At 64.5% G+C, this 15,402-nt stretch carries 15 protein-coding genes; 8 read left to right on the plus strand and 7 right to left on the minus strand.

The features are described from left to right. Positions 1 to 162: 162 nt before the first annotated feature. Positions 163 to 897 carry a 16S rRNA (uracil(1498)-N(3))-methyltransferase gene (locus EJ068_RS23440; RefSeq protein ID WP_127250081.1) on the minus strand — a complete coding sequence of 245 codons (735 nt, stop codon included), beginning with the start codon at positions 895 to 897 and terminating at the stop codon, positions 163 to 165. 134 nt (positions 898 to 1,031) lie between these two features. Further along, a complete protein-coding gene (locus EJ068_RS23445; protein WP_127250080.1) occupies positions 1,032 to 1,676 on the minus strand; it encodes a hypothetical protein in 645 nt (214 codons plus the stop codon). A gap of 87 nt (positions 1,677 to 1,763) precedes the next feature. Here EJ068_RS23445 and EJ068_RS23450 point away from each other — a divergent pair, with 87 nt between their 5' ends. Both EJ068_RS23450 and EJ068_RS33710 read left to right on the plus strand, forming a co-directional pair. Further along, a complete protein-coding gene (locus EJ068_RS23450) occupies positions 1,764 to 2,462 on the plus strand; it encodes a type 1 glutamine amidotransferase (protein ID WP_127250089.1) in 699 nt (232 codons plus the stop codon). Between the two features lie 332 nt (positions 2,463 to 2,794). Further along, positions 2,795 to 2,926, plus strand: a complete 132-nt coding sequence (locus EJ068_RS33710) for a hypothetical protein (RefSeq protein ID WP_263498119.1) — start codon at positions 2,795 to 2,797, stop codon at positions 2,924 to 2,926. A 186-nt stretch (positions 2,927 to 3,112) separates the two neighbouring features. Here EJ068_RS33710 and EJ068_RS23460 read toward each other — a convergent pair whose 3' ends face one another. The 3 genes from EJ068_RS23460 to EJ068_RS23470 form a co-directional block, all read right to left on the minus strand. Continuing rightward, on the minus strand, positions 3,113 to 3,880 hold the full coding sequence (locus tag EJ068_RS23460; RefSeq protein ID WP_127250079.1) for a metallophosphoesterase: 768 nt from the start codon (positions 3,878 to 3,880) through the stop codon (positions 3,113 to 3,115). Between the two features lie 102 nt (positions 3,881 to 3,982). Next, positions 3,983 to 5,119: an alpha-hydroxy acid oxidase gene (locus tag EJ068_RS23465; RefSeq protein WP_127250078.1), complete on the minus strand. Its 1,137-nt coding sequence runs from the start codon at positions 5,117 to 5,119 to the stop codon at positions 3,983 to 3,985. A gap of 24 nt (positions 5,120 to 5,143) precedes the next feature. Continuing rightward, the gene (locus EJ068_RS23470) at positions 5,144 to 5,947 is read right to left on the minus strand and encodes an FCD domain-containing protein (RefSeq protein ID WP_127250077.1); all 804 of its coding nucleotides are present in this window, start codon (positions 5,945 to 5,947) and stop codon (positions 5,144 to 5,146) included. Between the two features lie 207 nt (positions 5,948 to 6,154). On the opposite strand from EJ068_RS23470, the gene EJ068_RS23475 reads away from it, so the two are divergent. The 5 genes from EJ068_RS23475 to glcF all read left to right on the plus strand — a co-directional run bounded on the left by EJ068_RS23475 (position 6,155) and on the right by glcF (position 12,492). Continuing rightward, complete coding sequence (locus EJ068_RS23475; protein WP_129554896.1) at positions 6,155 to 7,477, plus strand: DUF3422 family protein; 1,323 nt, start codon at positions 6,155 to 6,157, stop codon at positions 7,475 to 7,477. A gap of 148 nt (positions 7,478 to 7,625) precedes the next feature. After that, positions 7,626 to 9,122, plus strand: coding sequence for an FAD-linked oxidase C-terminal domain-containing protein (locus EJ068_RS23480; RefSeq protein ID WP_127250075.1), 1,497 nt, complete (start codon positions 7,626 to 7,628; stop codon positions 9,120 to 9,122). Positions 9,123 to 9,513: 391 nt separating this feature from the next. Then, on the plus strand, positions 9,514 to 10,770 hold the full coding sequence (gene glcE, locus EJ068_RS23490; RefSeq protein WP_127250074.1) for a glycolate oxidase subunit GlcE: 1,257 nt from the start codon (positions 9,514 to 9,516) through the stop codon (positions 10,768 to 10,770). Then, positions 10,767 to 11,156: a DUF4870 domain-containing protein gene (locus EJ068_RS23495; RefSeq protein ID WP_127250073.1), complete on the plus strand. Its 390-nt coding sequence runs from the start codon at positions 10,767 to 10,769 to the stop codon at positions 11,154 to 11,156. Before glcE ends, EJ068_RS23495 begins: the two co-directional genes overlap by 4 nt. Positions 11,157 to 11,166: 10 nt before the next feature. Further along, positions 11,167 to 12,492, plus strand: a complete 1,326-nt coding sequence (gene glcF, locus EJ068_RS23500; RefSeq protein WP_127250072.1) for a glycolate oxidase subunit GlcF — start codon at positions 11,167 to 11,169, stop codon at positions 12,490 to 12,492. A 6-nt stretch (positions 12,493 to 12,498) separates the two neighbouring features. Here the strand turns inward: glcF and EJ068_RS23505 are convergent, their stop codons facing one another. Further along, positions 12,499 to 13,419, minus strand: a complete 921-nt coding sequence (locus EJ068_RS23505) for a bifunctional 5,10-methylenetetrahydrofolate dehydrogenase/5,10-methenyltetrahydrofolate cyclohydrolase (RefSeq protein ID WP_127250071.1) — start codon at positions 13,417 to 13,419, stop codon at positions 12,499 to 12,501. A 361-nt stretch (positions 13,420 to 13,780) separates the two neighbouring features. After that, positions 13,781 to 14,521, minus strand: a complete 741-nt coding sequence (locus tag EJ068_RS23510; protein WP_128298378.1) for a L,D-transpeptidase — start codon at positions 14,519 to 14,521, stop codon at positions 13,781 to 13,783. Between the two features lie 213 nt (positions 14,522 to 14,734). Here EJ068_RS23510 and EJ068_RS23515 point away from each other — a divergent pair, with 213 nt between their 5' ends. Continuing rightward, complete coding sequence (locus EJ068_RS23515; protein ID WP_127250088.1) at positions 14,735 to 15,373, plus strand: DNA-3-methyladenine glycosylase I; 639 nt, start codon at positions 14,735 to 14,737, stop codon at positions 15,371 to 15,373. The last annotated feature ends 29 nt before the right edge of the window (positions 15,374 to 15,402 follow it).

A 15,402-nucleotide genomic window follows, 5' to 3' on the forward strand; every position in this document is an offset into this window, starting at 1 on the left:
CCGCCAGGCGTCCTGCACAGTTCCTAAGTGTTACAGCGCCCTTCGTGCGTCGAAAAGCATGCGCGGTGCTGCAGAGGCCGGACGGCCGCCGGCGCTAGATGGACGAAATGCCGGCAGCCGATCAAGCAAAAAATCCTGAGCCAGGCCTCAATGGGATTTGATTTACCAGTCGCCGATCGTCACCTGGATGGCGGCAAGCGCCGCCACTGCCGCCGTGTCGGCGCGCAGGATCCGCGGTCCGAGCGGGATGGCGGTGACGAAAGGCAAGGGCCTCAGCATCCTGCGCTCGTCCTCGGAAAATCCGCCTTCGGGACCGACCAGAAGCGCAAGTTTCTTCTCCCTTACCGCCTGCAGGGCCGGCAGCGGATTGTTGGTCGAAGCGTCCTCGTCGCAGAAGATCAGCCGCCGCTCCCTGTCCCAACTGGCGAGCAGCCGCTCCAGCTTCTCTGCTTCACGCACGTCCGGCACCGCGAGGATGCCGCATTGCTCGGCCGCCTCGACGACATTGGCGCGCAGCCGCTCGATGCCGGGCTTCGCCACCTGCGTGTGCTGGGTGATGACTGGCTGCAGCACGCCGGCGCCCATCTCGACCGCCTTCTGCACCAGGTAGTCGAGCCGCCCCTGCTTGAGCGGCGCGAAGCAATAGACGAGGTCGGGCAGCGGCGGCTGCGGCCGCTGCAGCTCCAGCACTTTCAACCGGACAGCCTTCTTGGATTTAGCGGCGATCGCAGCCGACCATTCGCCGTCGCGGCCGTTGAAAAGCAGCACCTCGGCGCCTTCGCCGAGCCGCAGCACATGGGCGAGATAATGGCTCTGCTGCTGTCCGGCATCGAATTCGACGCCTGAGCCTAGATCGTCCGGCACGAACAGCCGCTGCATTTTGTAGTTGGCACGCATGGCCCAGGCAGGTCCCGCAAAAGTGTCCCCGCGGTTTTGCGATCAGAACCTGCGAAAAACAAGGGAATCTAGGCAGATATTTGCGGGCCATCCCGCGAATATCTGCCGAGCAATGGGCGAGGCGATGGATATCGTCAAGTGTCGGCGGTCGGATGCCAGACAGGCGCAAAGCCTTGCCGCAGCACCGCGATGGTGGTCGCCGGCGTCAGCAGGCGCAGCGATCGGCCGGTGAAGCGATCGAAGCCGGTTTGACCGGCGAAACCCGCGAAGGACCATTCAAGTGCCTTTCCGGAACGCAGCGCGTAGGCGGTGTCGCCCTGCGCGATCATCGCTCCATCAGGCAAGCCGCCAAGCTCCGGTACGGTTACGCGAGGCGGCCGTCCACCCGAAGCCAGCCGTTCCCTGTGCAGCCGTTTGTCGACCATCGGCGCGCGGGGCTCTGCGATGCCGAAGGCCTTGCCGAAGCGGCCGACGAAATCGGTCGCCCGTTCGCGCCGGCAGAAGAAGCAGGGCCGGTGGCCGGCGGCCAACGCCGTCACCTCGTCAAGGAAGAACAATTCGGTCCAACCAGCCTTTCCTCCCCTGTTGCGGCCCATCGGCTCGCGCCGCACGTTTCGGAACTCGCACACACAGATGATCCAGGCCGGCAAGGCCCAGCGCTTCCTCAGCAGAGTCTTGGTCTCCGGATCATGGATGATGCCGCGATTGCCGGTGAACAGGCCGCGTTCCGGCACGGCATGGATGGCGCCGAAGGGATCGACCCGGTTCTGCAGTGGCATAGCTTTCTCTCCCGCCGCGCATCTTGGCTGAAACACGGGCCGCATGATATCGCTCGCCCCAGCCTTTTCATGTCAGCAGGATTCTCGATGCGCGTGCTGGTGGTCCAGAACTACGACAATACCGGCCTCGGTCAGGTCGGTGCCGCTCTGGCCGAAGCGGGCGCGGATGTCGACCTGCGGCGCCCATACCAGGGCGATCCGTTGCCGCAGGACGCAGGCGGGCACGATGCGATGGTCTTGCTGGGCGGCGGGCAGAATGCGCTGGCCGACGAGGACTATCCCTATTTCCCGGCGCTCCTTGAGTTGACCCGCGATTTCGCCGATAAGGACCGCTCGGTGCTCGGCATCTGCCTCGGCGGTCAGCTCCTTGCCCGCGCATTTGGTGGCGACAACCATATCGGCGGCGCCACCGAGTTCGGCTGGCACAAGGTCTCGCTGACGCCCGCCGCGAAGTCGGATCCGGTCCTGGCGGCGCTGCCCGAACAATTTCCGATCTTCGAATGGCACGACGACACTTTTGCGCTGCCTCAGAATGCCGTGCGGCTCGCCGGCAGCGCGGTCGCCGAAAACCAGGCCTTCCGCCTCGGCCGCGCCGTCTATGGCTTTCAGTTCCACTTCGAGGCCGACACGCCGATGGTGCGCCACTGGAGCACCTCCTTCGCGGCAACGATCGCCGAGCGCCATCCCGACTGGAACGACCGGCTCGACGACGAGTTGGCCGGTAACGGCCCCGAAGCCGATGCCGCCGGCCTGGCGATCGCCCGCGCCTGGGTGGCTACCATCTAAGGTACGTTGATATTCAGGTAAGGCCGGCCTGACCTGCATCTCAACCCATCCGCGCGGACGCAGCGTGGCATAATTGGCACGCCTCAGCGCCTGCGCCTGGGGATAACGCTCTTCTTTCTTGGTTTGTGTCCGGCCACTCCCTTAAGAGGGCGCGCTTTGTATCGCTGGTGCAACCGCCATGAACCTTTTGTGTGATCCAGCCGACACACCGGCGAAACAGAATCTGCTTAGAAGCGCGAAATCGTCGAAACATTGAGACGCATTTTATCGTTTCAACGCATTGGTAACCGCCTCGTGCCCAGATGCAGAAAGCTTAACCAGAGATGACGTCCGTGAAAGCAGCTCTCCTGTCTTTTGTCATGCTGTCTGCCATCGTGCTCTGCGGCCTGGGCATCTATGCCGCCGACGCAGCAACCAACCACCGGGCCGTCGACGGCTACGGCGTGACGGCCTCGCTCGACTGAGCCCAATCAAAAATCGGAAGCGCGCCCGCGCCGAGATTGCGCCGAAGGCGTGTTGAGATTCAGGTCAGGCCGAGTCGAAAATGGTGGTTTCCGAGAACCGGAGCGGAGCGTACTTAACGTACGTGAACACCGGAAGCGCAGGAAAACACCATTTGCAGGCCGGCCTCACCTGAATATCAGCACGCCTTAAAGCGCTTTGCCTTGCACGTCGATGATCTGCTTGTCGCCGCCATTGACGGCGAGCGCGCTCAGCGTCCCCGATTTCCAGGCGAGCGTGTCGACATTGACGCGGTTGGCCTTCACTTCGGCCTCCGGGACGGGCGTGTGCCCATGCACGATCACCTTTGAAAAAAGTCCCGGGTGATCGTGGAAGGCATCGCGGATCCAGATCAGGTCCTGCTGGTTCTGATGGTCGAGCGGCACGCCCGGCCTTATCCCGGCATGGCAGAAGAAGAAGTCACCGAAACTGACCGAAAACGTCAGCGATTGCAGGAAATCGACATGACTGCGCGGCACCGCTTTCACCAGCGCAGCGTGTCCACGCGCGACTGTCTCCGCCTTGCCGTACCAATGGGCGTCACGGACAAGTTCCACGCCATAGGACTGCGCGGTCTGCACGCCGCCATAGTTCATGAACAGGCCGTCCGGCTCGGCATGGGCCATGAATTCGAGCATGCCGATATCGTGGTTGCCGGCGAGCATGATGTTGCGCGGATCGCGCTTGCGCGCCTCGATCAGGAAGTCGATGACCCTCTTTGAATCCGGACCGCGGTCGACATAGTCGCCGAGATGGATGATACGCCAGTCTGACGCGGGCGCATGTTCCAGTTGGCTTTCGATGCGCCGGTGCATGGCGGCGAGCAGGTCATGGCGTCCATGTACGTCGCCGATGGCGTAAAGCCGCATGCCGTCCGGCCCGCGCGCGTCGAGGTAGTGGATGCCGGTTTCGGTCAAGGTGAACATGTTCCCAAGGCACAGTTGGAGCCAAGCCTAGTGCCGATCGATGAACAACGCCCTAGCGACGCAACCGATCCGTGCGATCTTGGCTACTGCGTCCTAGCGGCGGAGCTGGTCCTTGCCCATGTCGGCGACGAGGCGCTTGCCGCACAGCGCCATCGTGACATCCATTTCCTTGCGGATGATTTCGAGCGCCTTGGTAACGCCGTCCTTGCCCATCGCGCCGAGGCCGTAAAGGAAGGGCCTGCCGATATAGGTGCCCTTGGCGCCGAGGCATAGCGCCTTGAGCACGTCCTGGCCGGAGCGGATGCCGCCGTCCATGTGGACTTCGATCCTGTCGCCGACCGCATCGGCGATCTCTTCCAGCACGGAGATCGAGGAGGGGGCGCCGTCGAGCTGCCGCCCGCCATGGTTTGAGACCACGATCGCGTCCGCCCCGGTCTCGGCCGCCATCAGCGCGTCTTCCTTGTCGAGGATGCCCTTCAGGATCAGCTTGCCGCCCCAGCGTTCCTTGATCCAGGCGACGTCCTTCCACGACAGGTGCGGATCGAATTGCTCATTCGTCCAGGACGATAGTGAGGAGACGTCGCCCACGCCCTTGGCGTGGCCGACGATGTTGCGGAAAGTGCGGCGCTTGGTTCCTGCGATGCCCAGGCACCAGCGCGGCTTCAGCGCAAGGTCGATGATGTTGGCAAGCGTCATCTTCGGCGGCGCCGAAAGCCCGTTGCGCACGTCCTTGTGGCGCTGTCCCAGGATCTGCAGGTCGAGTGTCAGCACCAGCGCCGAGCATTTCGCCGCCTTGGCGCGGTCGATGAGGTTGAGCACGAAATCCTTGTCGCGCAGGACGTAGAGCTGGAACCAGAACGGCTTCTTGGTCACCGAGGCGACATCCTCGATCGAGCAGATGCTCATGGTGGACAGCGTGAACGGCACGCCGAACGCTTCCGCCGCCTGTGCCGCCAGCATCTCGCCGTCGGCATGCTGCATGCCGGTCAATCCGGTCGGCGCGAGCGCCACCGGCATCGCCACCTTCTCGCCGATCATGGTCGATTCCAGCGAGCGGTTGCTCATGTCGACCAGCACGCGCTGGCGGAACTTGATCTTGCCGAAGTCCTCTTCGTTGGCGCGATAGGTGCTCTCCGTCCATGCGCCGGAATCGGCATAGTCGAAGAACATCTTCGGCACCCTGCGGCGTGCCAAGTCCTTGAGGTCGGCGATGGTGAGGATTTCGCTCATGATGGGTCCCCGCTAAATCTGTGCTTAGGAGCGTTTGCGTGTGGGTTCGATATCGCCGGCATCGGAGCGCTGTCTCAGCCTCAGCCGGGAGACGCGCTGCCAGTCGCCGCTGCGCTCGGCTTCCGCCATCGAGCGCTCGACATAGGTGATGTGGTCCATCGCGGCCTTGCGCGCCGCGATCGGGTCGCCGGCCTTGATCGCGGTATGGATCGCCCGGTGCTGCTCGAGCAGCGCCTCGCGCGCGCCCGGCACGCCGAACACCAGAAGCCGGTTCTGGAAAACGCCTTCCGACAACAGCCGGTAGCAGGAGCGCAGCGTGTGCAGCAGGATGATGTTGTGCGCGCATTCGCACACCGCATGATGGAACTCGACGTCGATTTCCGCCTCGTCGTCGAAGTCGCCCGTCCGGTGCGCCTCCTCCATGCGCGCCATGATGCGGTCGAGCAGCGCAAGGTCCTCCGGCGTCGCCCGCCGCGCCGCATATTCGGCCGCCACCGCCTCGATCTCGCGCCGGTACTCCAGATAGTCGGTCACCGCCTTGCGGTGCGTGGAGATGAGGTCCGTCACCGGCTTGGTGAAGAGCTGGCCGATGACGTCGGCGACATGCGTGCCGCCGCCGGGGCGCGTCGTCAGCAGTCCGCGTCCCTCCAGCGCCTTCAGCGCATCGCGCAGGATCGGCCGCGACACGTCGAACTGGCGCGCCAGCTCGCGCTCGCCCGGCAGCCGGTCGCCGGTGCGCAGAACGCCTTCGAGGATCAGGCTCTCGATCTGCTGCACCACCTCGTCGGCGGTGCGCGAATGCTCGATCCTGGAGAAAATGTCGCTCAACGGAGACGCCTGGAGCTGGAACGGATGTTGCCCAGATTAAAGCGTCTGTCGCCAACTGGTCAAATTATTTATCCAATTCGCCCAATGTGGTCGGATCGCCTGCCGCGCGCCGTCATCGCCGGATGCTAATATTTGCTGTTTACGCGTCTCGCCGATTGCCGCAAGACCACCGGGTTGCACGAAGGGTCGAAAACAGGGGGACCAGCCGTGTCCGACGAGATGTCCAGTCTCGAATTCCAGCCGCGCGCCCAAGGCAGCGTCATGGGTTTTCCGGCGCATGAGGGGCGTCCCGGCGCGATCGGCGAGGTTCATGCCCGTCCGCATCCGCTGATCGAAAAGCCGCGCGTGCTGATCCAGCTTTCCTTCATGACCGAGGCCGGCGCCGCGGTCGACCATGCCGTGCTATCGGAGCTTTCGAGGCGGCTGGGAATCGCCGCGCCTGAGCGGAACGCGCGCCACCATGCCATGAAATGGGGCAAGGGCTCGCTGCGTTGGGAGCGGCATACGGAATTCTCGACCTATCTGTGGGAAGGGCCGCTGGCCGAGAATGGCCGGGGGCAGGAAGATTCGCCCTTCGGTAACGGCTTCTCGCCCCCAGGCACGGTGATTTCCGGCATCCGGCTCGAAATCCGCAAATGGACGCAGGCGAGCGAAAGGCTGATCGCCGGCTTCGACCCCACCAGCCTTTGCTACTCGCTGGTCGAAAGGGGCGCCGCCGCCATCATCACCGATTTCCGCCAGGACGGCGACGGGCTGACCCGCATGCTGGTGCTCGATCGCGGCCTGACGCCGGCCAGCACCGGCGCTCTGTCGCAGCGGCTGATCGACATCGAGACCTATCGGACGCTGGCCATGCTCGGCCTGCCGCTGGCGTTGACGCTGTCCGGCCGCGCCCGCCGCATTGAGGACCGCCTGGCGCAGACCACGCTGGAAATGAAGGCCGTCGAAATCCGTGACAGCCAGACATTGCTCGCCGACCTCACCGAGCTCGCCGCCGAGCTCGAGGCCGACGCCGCGTCCAGCCTCTACCGCTTCGGCGCCAGCCGCGCCTATGACGGCATCGTCACCGAAAGGCTGGAGGCGCTGGATGAAGAACCGGTGCAGGGTTTTGACACCTGGGCTGGCTTCCTCCTGCGGCGCATGGCGCCGGCAATGCGCACCTGCCGCTCGGTCGAAGAACGCCAGGCCAACCTGTCGCGAAAACTCACCCGCGCCACCACGCTGCTGCGCACCTGGGTCGACGTCGAAGTCGAGAAGCAGAACCGCGACCTGCTGGCATCGATGAACAACCGGGCCCGGCTGCAGCTGCGCCTGCAGCAAACTGTCGAAGGCCTGTCCGTGGCCGCCGTGTCATACTACGTCGTCGGCCTTATCGGCTATGTAGCCAAGGGCGCCTCGATCTTCGGCCATGCCTTCGCGCCAGAAGTCGTCACCGCCGCCTCCGTCCCCGTCGCCATCCTGCTGGTCTGGTGGGGCGTGCGTCGGGTGCGCAAGATGCATTCCGAGCCGGCGAAGCATCCGGGCGAGTAATCTTCCCCTCGATGCGAGGAAGCAGCGGCAGATTGCCGCTGCGGAAGCTGGGCATTACGGTCGCCGCCATATTTGACCAAAGCAGCGTTTGCAACAAAACGGTCAAGCTGGTAAAAGATTTTGACCAGTCAAGCGGGATAGATAACCGATGTCCGGCCTAGCCATGCCCAAGCCAGATGCCGAAACGCTGCGTCGGCGCGCCGAGATCGTCGCCGACATGCGCATCATCGTGCCGGGCGAGGGCGTCGTCGACGCGGCCAATAAAATGCGCGCCTTCGAAAGCGACGGCCTGACCGCCTACCGGCAGTTGCCGCTGGTCGTCGTGCTGCCGGAAACGGTGGCTCAGGTCTCGCGGGTTCTCAAATACTGCAACGAGCGCAACATCCGCGTCGTGCCGCGCGGTTCCGGCACTTCGCTGTCCGGCGGCGCGCTGCCGCTGGAAGATGCGGTGCTGCTGGTGATGAGCCGCTTCAACCGCATCCTTCAAATCGACTACCCCAACCGCATTGTGGTCGCTCAGCCGGGCGTCACCAATCTCGGCATCACCACCGCCGTCGAGCAGGAGGGCTTCTACTATGCCCCCGATCCATCCTCCCAGATCGCCTGCTCGATCGGCGGCAATGTCGCGGAAAATTCCGGCGGCGTGCACTGCCTGAAATACGGGCTCACCGCCAACAATGTGCTGGGCATCGAGATGGTGCTGATGAACGGCGAGGTGGTTAGGCTCGGCGGCAGTCATCTCGATCAGGAAGGCTACGACCTACTCGGCGTCATGACCGGCTCCGAAGGCCTGCTCGGCGTCGTCACCGAGGTCACGGTGCGGATCCTGAAGAAGCCGGAGACGGCGCGCGCGCTGCTGATCGGCTTTCCGACCAGCGAAGAGGGCGGCCAATGCGTCGCCGACATCATCGGCGCCGGCATCATCCCGGGCGGCATGGAGATGATGGACCGCCCGGCAATCCACGCTGCGGAAGATTTCGTCCATGCCGGCTATCCGCTCGACGTCGAGGCGCTGCTCATCGTCGAGCTCGACGGGCCGAGTGTGGAGGTCGACCATTTGATCGGCCTCGTCGAGGCGATCGCCTATCGCAACGGCTCGACCACCTGTCGCATCTCGCAGTCCGAGCAGGAGCGGCTGAGCTTCTGGGCCGGCCGCAAGGCGGCCTTCCCGGCCGTCGGCCGCATCTCGCCCGACTATTACTGCATGGACGGCACCATCCCGCGCAAGGAACTGCCGCGCGTGCTGGCCGGCATGCGCGATCTCTCCGAGAAATACGGCCTCGGCGTTGCCAATGTTTTCCACGCCGGCGACGGCAATCTGCATCCGTTGATCCTCTACGACGCCAATGTGCCGGGCGAGCTCGACAAGGCCGAAAGCTTCGGCGCCGACATATTGCGGCTTTGCGTCGAGGTTGGCGGCGTCTTGACCGGCGAGCACGGCGTCGGCGTCGAGAAGCGCGACCTGATGCCGGAAATGTTCAACCAAATCGACCTCGACCAGCAAATGCGCGTCAAATGCGCCTTCGATCCCAACCACCTGCTCAATCCGGGAAAAGTGTTTCCGCAACTGCGCCGCTGCGCGGAGCTGGGAAGGATGCATGTGCATCGCGGGCAGGTGGCGTTTCCGGATATTCCGAGGTTTTGATGGGGGCTCAAACACGCATGTCGGCGTTCTGTCGCGCCCCCCTCTGTCCTGCCGGACATCTCCCCCACAAGGGGGGAGATCAGCTGTCATTGCGGCCTTCGCTAATCTCCGACCTTGCAAGTGAGGCGCGGTGGCCGAAGCTGCCAATCTCCCCCCAAGTGGGGGAGATGTCCGGCAGGACAGAGGGGGGCGCGAAGGAACGCGACCTATCTCCTCTCCCCCGCTTTGCGGGGGCGAGGAACCCAGGCTTTTCAAGGTCGCGACGTCGGCGGTTGGCGTTTCCTCGCCCCCATGAAATGGGGGAGAGGTGTCCGCGTAGCGGGCGGAGAGGGGGCAGCGCTGCCGTATGCGATTGTCCTGGCCCTGCGCGGGCGAGGAACAAGGCCAAGCCATGACCACCTTCACCCCATCATCATCCGCCGAAGTCCTCTCCACCGTCCAATGGGCGGCAGCCGAAGAGACACCCCTCGAAATCTTCGGCCATGGCTCCAAGCGCGGCATCGGCCGCCCACTGCAGACCGAACACACGCTCGACCTCTCCAAGCTCACCGGCGTCACCCTCTACGAGCCCGCTGAGCTGGTGCTGTCGGCCAAGGCAGGCACGCCGCTCGCCGAGATCGAACAACTGCTTGCGGAAAACGGCCAGCAATTCGCCTTCGAGCCGATGGACTACGGTCCGTTGCTCGGTGGCGAGCCAGGCAGAGGCACCATCGGCGGCGTGCTGGCCTCGAACCTGTCCGGCCCGCGCCGTCTCAAGGCGGGAGCCGCGCGCGACCATATCCTTGGCGTCGCCGCCGTCTCGGGCCGTGGCGAGGCCTTCAAGTCGGGCGGGCGCGTCGTCAAGAACGTCACCGGCTACGATCTCTCCAAGCTGATGGCGAACAGTTGGGGCACGCTGGCCGTGCTCACGGATGTCACGTTCAAGGTGCTGCCGGCCGCCGAAACGGAAGTGACTTTGGCCATCCGCGGCCTGCTCGACGATGCGGCGGTCGCCGCCATGGCGCTGGCGCTGGGCTCCAGCGCCGAAGTGTCGAGCGCGGCGCATCTGCCGGAGCGCATCGCGGCCCGCGTCGCCGGCGGCAAGCACGGCAGCGACGCCGCCACGCTGCTGCGCGTCGAGGGGTTTGGCCCCTCGGTCGTCTATCGCATCGAGGCGCTCAAGCAGCTGCTCGGCAAGGCCGGGCCGCTGGAAGAGATCGCCGGCGAGGCGTCGAAAGCCATCTGGCGCGACATCCGAGACTGCCGGCCTTTCGCCGACGGCGGCACGCGGCCGGTCTGGCGTGTCTCGATGGCGCCGTCCGTGGCGCATCACATGGTGATGGCGCTGCGCATGCAGGCGGCGGTCGATGCGTTCTACGACTGGCAGGGCGGTCTGGTGTGGCTGTCGATGCGCGAGGACGATCCCGAGGCCGACCTCTTGCGCGGCTTGATCCGCAAGCATGGCGGCGGCCATGCGACGCTGGTGCGCGCCTCCGCTCCGCATCGCGCGGCGCTGCCGGTGTTCGAGCCGCAGCCGCCGCATCTGGCGGCGCTCTCGGCGCGGCTCAAGGCCGAGTTCGATCCGAAGAATATCCTCAACCCTGGCCGCATGGCGCCGGGCTCCGGCTCTGCTACTCTCGCCCGATCAACACAGGGAGCAGCATCATGAGCAATACCGATCCAGGACCGAGCAGCGCGCCACGCCAGACCGATCGCTGGCTGGAGCCGGGCCAGACCAACGCGCTGGTCATCTACATTCTCTACCTCGCCGGCCTCGTCATCGGCATCACCGGCATTGTCGGCATCGTGCTTGCCTACATCAATCGCGGCAAGGCCGGCGGCTTCGTCGAAAGCCACTATACGTTCCTGATCAGGACGTTCTGGATCGGCCTTCTCTACGCGCTGATCTCGGTGGTCCTGATGATGCTTGTGATCGGCTTCGTGCTGATGTTGGCCGCCGCCGTCTGGTTTATCGCCCGCTGCATTCTGGGCATCCAGGCGCTGCAGCGCGGCGAGCCCGTCAGGAACCCGCAAAGCTGGCTTCTGGGACAGTAAGGATTTTTGCGTGCAGACCAATTTCTCCCTTGCCCAGCTTGCCGACCCGCATGTCGCGGAATCGGAGAAGATCCTGCGCAAATGCGTGCATTGCGGCTTCTGCACCGCCACCTGCCCGACCTATGTGACGCTCGGCAACGAGCTCGATTCGCCGCGCGGCCGCATCTACCTCATCAAGGACATGCTGGAGAACGGCCGCCCGGCGGATAAGGAGATCGTCACCCATATCGACCGGTGTCTCTCCTGCCTTGCCTGCATGACGACATGTCCGTCGGGCGTGAACTACATGCATCTGGTTGACCACGCCCGCGCCCACATCCAGCAGACCTATAAGCGGCCGCTGCTCGACCGGCTGACGCGCGCCGTGCTGGCCTTCGTGCTGCCTTATCCCAGCCGCTTCCGCGCCGCGCTGAAACTGGCCGGTCTCGGCCGGCCTTTCATCCGCCTGTTCGAGAAACTGCCGGATCTGAAGCCGGTCGCAGCCATGCTGAAGCTGGCGCCGTCCGCGGTCCCGCCGGCATCGCCGATGGCGAAACCAGGCACGCATACCGGGCAAGGCACAAAGCGAGGCCGCGTCGCGATCCTTACCGGCTGCGCGCAATCGGTGCTCGATCCCGCCATCAATGAAACGACGATTTCTCTGCTGACCAGGCTTGGCGTCGAGGTCGTGGTGCCCGAAGGCGAGGGCTGCTGCGGCGCGCTCGTCCATCACATGGGCCGCGAGGATCAGGCTCTTGCCTCGGCCAGGCGGAATGTCGACGCCTGGACGCGCGCGATCGACCAAGGCGGGCTCGACGCCATCATCATCACCGCGTCAGGCTGCGGCACAACGATCAAGGATTACGGCTTCATGCTGCGCCTCGATCGGGCCTATGCCGAAAAGGCCGCGCGCGTCTCGGCGCTGGCCAAGGACGTCGCCGAATATCTCGCCGCCCTCGACCTGCCCGAGCCGGTGCGCAAGCCGGGCACGATCGTCGCCTATCACTCCGCCTGCTCGATGCAGCACGGCCAGAAGATCACGCGCCAGCCGAAGGAGCTTCTGGCCAAGGCGGGCTTCGTCGTGCGCGAGCCGCGCGAGGGGCATCTTTGCTGCGGCTCGGCCGGCACCTACAACATCCTGCAGCCCGACATCTCCGCCAAATTGCGCGACCGCAAGGTGCGGAATATCGAGGCGACCGGCGCCGAAATCGTCGCCACCGGCAATATCGGCTGCATCACGCAAATCGCGTCCGCCGCCAAGCTGCCCGTGGTGCACACGATCAAGCTGCTCGACTGGGCCTATGGTGGTCCGAAGCCGGAAGGAGTTTCCGATGTAACGATGGTCGCCGCCGAGTAGTGGAAGTTACTCCGCCGCGAGCTGATCCGCCACGCCGTAGGTCGCGCGATAGAGCGCGCGCTGGCGGTTAAGCGCCACCATGGTGTTGCGCAAGAGGATCGCCACGGTGAGCGGCCCGACGCCGCCTGGCACCGGCGTGATCCAGGACGCCACTTCCTTGACGCTGTCGGTGTCGACGTCTCCAACGATGCGGGTTTCGCCGTCGGGCCCGACCTCGGAATTGATGCCGATGTCGATGACGGCGGCGCCCGGCTTCACCATGTCGGCCTTGATCAGCCGCGGCTTGCCGACCGCGACGAACAGCGCGTCGGCGCGCCGTGCATGCGCCGCCACCGAGCGCGTCATGTGGTGGCACACCGTCACCGTGGCGCCTTCGCTCATCAGCAGGAAGGCGATCGGCTTGCCGACGATCTCCGAATGGCCGACGACGACCACTTCGAGCCCCTTGAGATCGAGGCCGGTCTTCTTCAGCAGTTCGACCGAGGCTGCCGCCGTGCAGGGCGCCAGATCGAGCTGGTTGTAGACGATGTTGCCGATCGAGGCCGGGTGCATGCCTTCGACATCCTTCAGCGGATGCACGGCGGCCTGCAGCGTCTTGATCGGGATATGCGCCGGCACCGGCCGCTGGATGATGATGCCGGTGACGCGCGGGTCGGCGTTGAGGCCGTGGATCGCGGCTTCCAGTTCGCCGGCCGTGATGTCGGCGGCAAAGCGCCGCTCCTCGAAGCCGATGCCGGCAAGGGCTGCCTTGGCGCGCTGGTTGCGCACATAGACATCGACCGCTTCGGTATCGCCGACGGTGATCGAGACCAGCTTTGGCGGAAAACCTTCGGCCGTCGCGATCAAGGCATCTTCGCGCACCGACGCAATGATGCGCTGGGCAACCGGGCCGCCTTTCAGATAGCGGCTGTCGTCGGTCCGGGTCATGGCTGGCACCTCTGCCTTCTGGGCAATTCGAGGAAATCGCGTAAGCAGCGTAGCGTCCAGAATTGCGTGACGATCAGGATTTGTGCACTGCAATAGCAGAGGAGCGCCGGGAAATCAGCCCCGAAAGCGAATCCGTCTGTTTGCGGGGCGACTTGCCGCGCCACGCGTCAAAGAAGCCTCAAAAACGAAAAGGGCAGCGCGGTTGCCCACGCTGCCCTTTCGTGACCGGCCGTATCCCCACACGGCCCGTCCCCCGTAAACTCGAAATCGGGTTAAGCACATCCCACGGGATCGCACTATGACTTGACGGCAACAGCTGGACTAAAAGTGCTGCGCCGTCTAACCGGCTGGTTCGCAGAAACTAGATCACCTCGACCGTGGTTCCGACATTGACGCGCTCGTAAAGGTCGACGACGTCCTCGTTGCGCATGCGGATGCAGCCGGAAGACACCGCGCCGCCGATCGTCCAGGGCTGGTTGGTGCCGTGGATGCGGTATTCGGTGGTGCCGAGATAGAGCGCGCGGGCGCCCAGCGGGTTCTCCATGCCGCCGGCGAGATAGGTCGGCAAATAGCGGCCCTTGGCCGCCTCGCGCTTGATCATCGCCGCCGGCGGGCGCCAGTCCGGCCACACCTTCTTGTCGGTGATCTTGTGCGTGCCCGACCATTCGAAGCCCGGCTTGCCGGTGCCGACGCCGTAACGCCGCGCCTTGCCGTTCTTCTCCACCAGGTAGAGGAAATTCTGGTGCGTATCGATGACGATCGTGCCCGGCTTCGCCGGCCCGTCATAGGCGACTTCCTGCGGCAGATAGATCGGGTTGATTTGCGGTCGCATTACCATGCGCTTGGCCGGCTGCTGCACGGCTGCCGTCCTCTGCCGGTCGGGCTGCGCCTGGAACAGGCGCTGCAGCGGCTGCTGCGTCGCTTGCCGGACCGGGCGCACGATGCCCGGCGCACGGCCAAGTTGCAGCACCCAGGGCGCCGAAAGGTCGGGGCTCACCGTCACCGGCGGCATATCGGCGTAGCGGTCATTGGCAAGGGAGGTGGTGGCGCCGGCGGCAAGGATCGCCGCCGCGCCGAGCAGGTAACAAAACGCTGTCTTCATTGGAACGCACCTTGATCGAACTCATCCGGGGCGGAGAGGACGCCCTCGGTTTCGCGATCCTTGGCGCGCAGCGGCAAGCAAAACATGAATCGGAATGCGTAAAATGCCGCTTTGTCAGTAAACCTTTTGGTGTGGTTACCGGCCGGTTCAGGAATCTGGTAAAGCCACGGTAAAAGCGGCGCCGAGGCGCATTAACGAATGGATTTGCTGACGATGGCAACGGAAAATACCGGCATTCTCGATGGTCCCGACGGCAGGGCGCGCTGCTTCTGGCATGGCAATTTGCCGGACTATCTTCACTATCACGATCATGAATGGGGCCGGCCGGTAACGGATGATCGCCGGCTGTTCGAAAAGATCTGCCTGGAAGGATTCCAGTCGGGCCTGTCGTGGCTCACCATCCTGCGCAAGCGCGAGAATTTCCGTGAGGCCTTCGCCGGTTTCGACTTCGACAAGGTGGCTCAATTCACCGAGAAGGATGTCGAGCGCCTGCTCGGCAATGCCGGCATCATCCGCCATCGCGGCAAGATCGTCTCGACCATCAACAACGCCAAACGCGCCCGCGAGATGGTCGACGAGTTCGGCTCTTTAGCCGCCTGGTTCTGGAAGTTCGAACCGGGTCCGGACGAGCGTCCGGAAATCGTCGACCTCGCGCATCTGCGCGCCAATCCGACGACGGCCGTGTCTGTCAGGATATCGAAGGAGTTGAAGAAGCGAGGCTGGAGCTTTGTCGGCCCGACGACGGTCTATGCCTTCATGCAGGCCATGGGCCTCGTCAACGACCACCTCGAGGGCTGCTATTGCAGGGCGGAGGTGGAGAAAGAGCGCAAGAAGCTCAAAAGGCCGAAGTAGAGCGCGCTCTTTCCTTCTCCCCGTGAACG

This window comes from Mesorhizobium sp. M2A.F.Ca.ET.043.02.1.1 (genome assembly GCF_003952405.1).
Classification (GTDB): Bacteria; Pseudomonadota; Alphaproteobacteria; order Rhizobiales; family Rhizobiaceae; genus Mesorhizobium.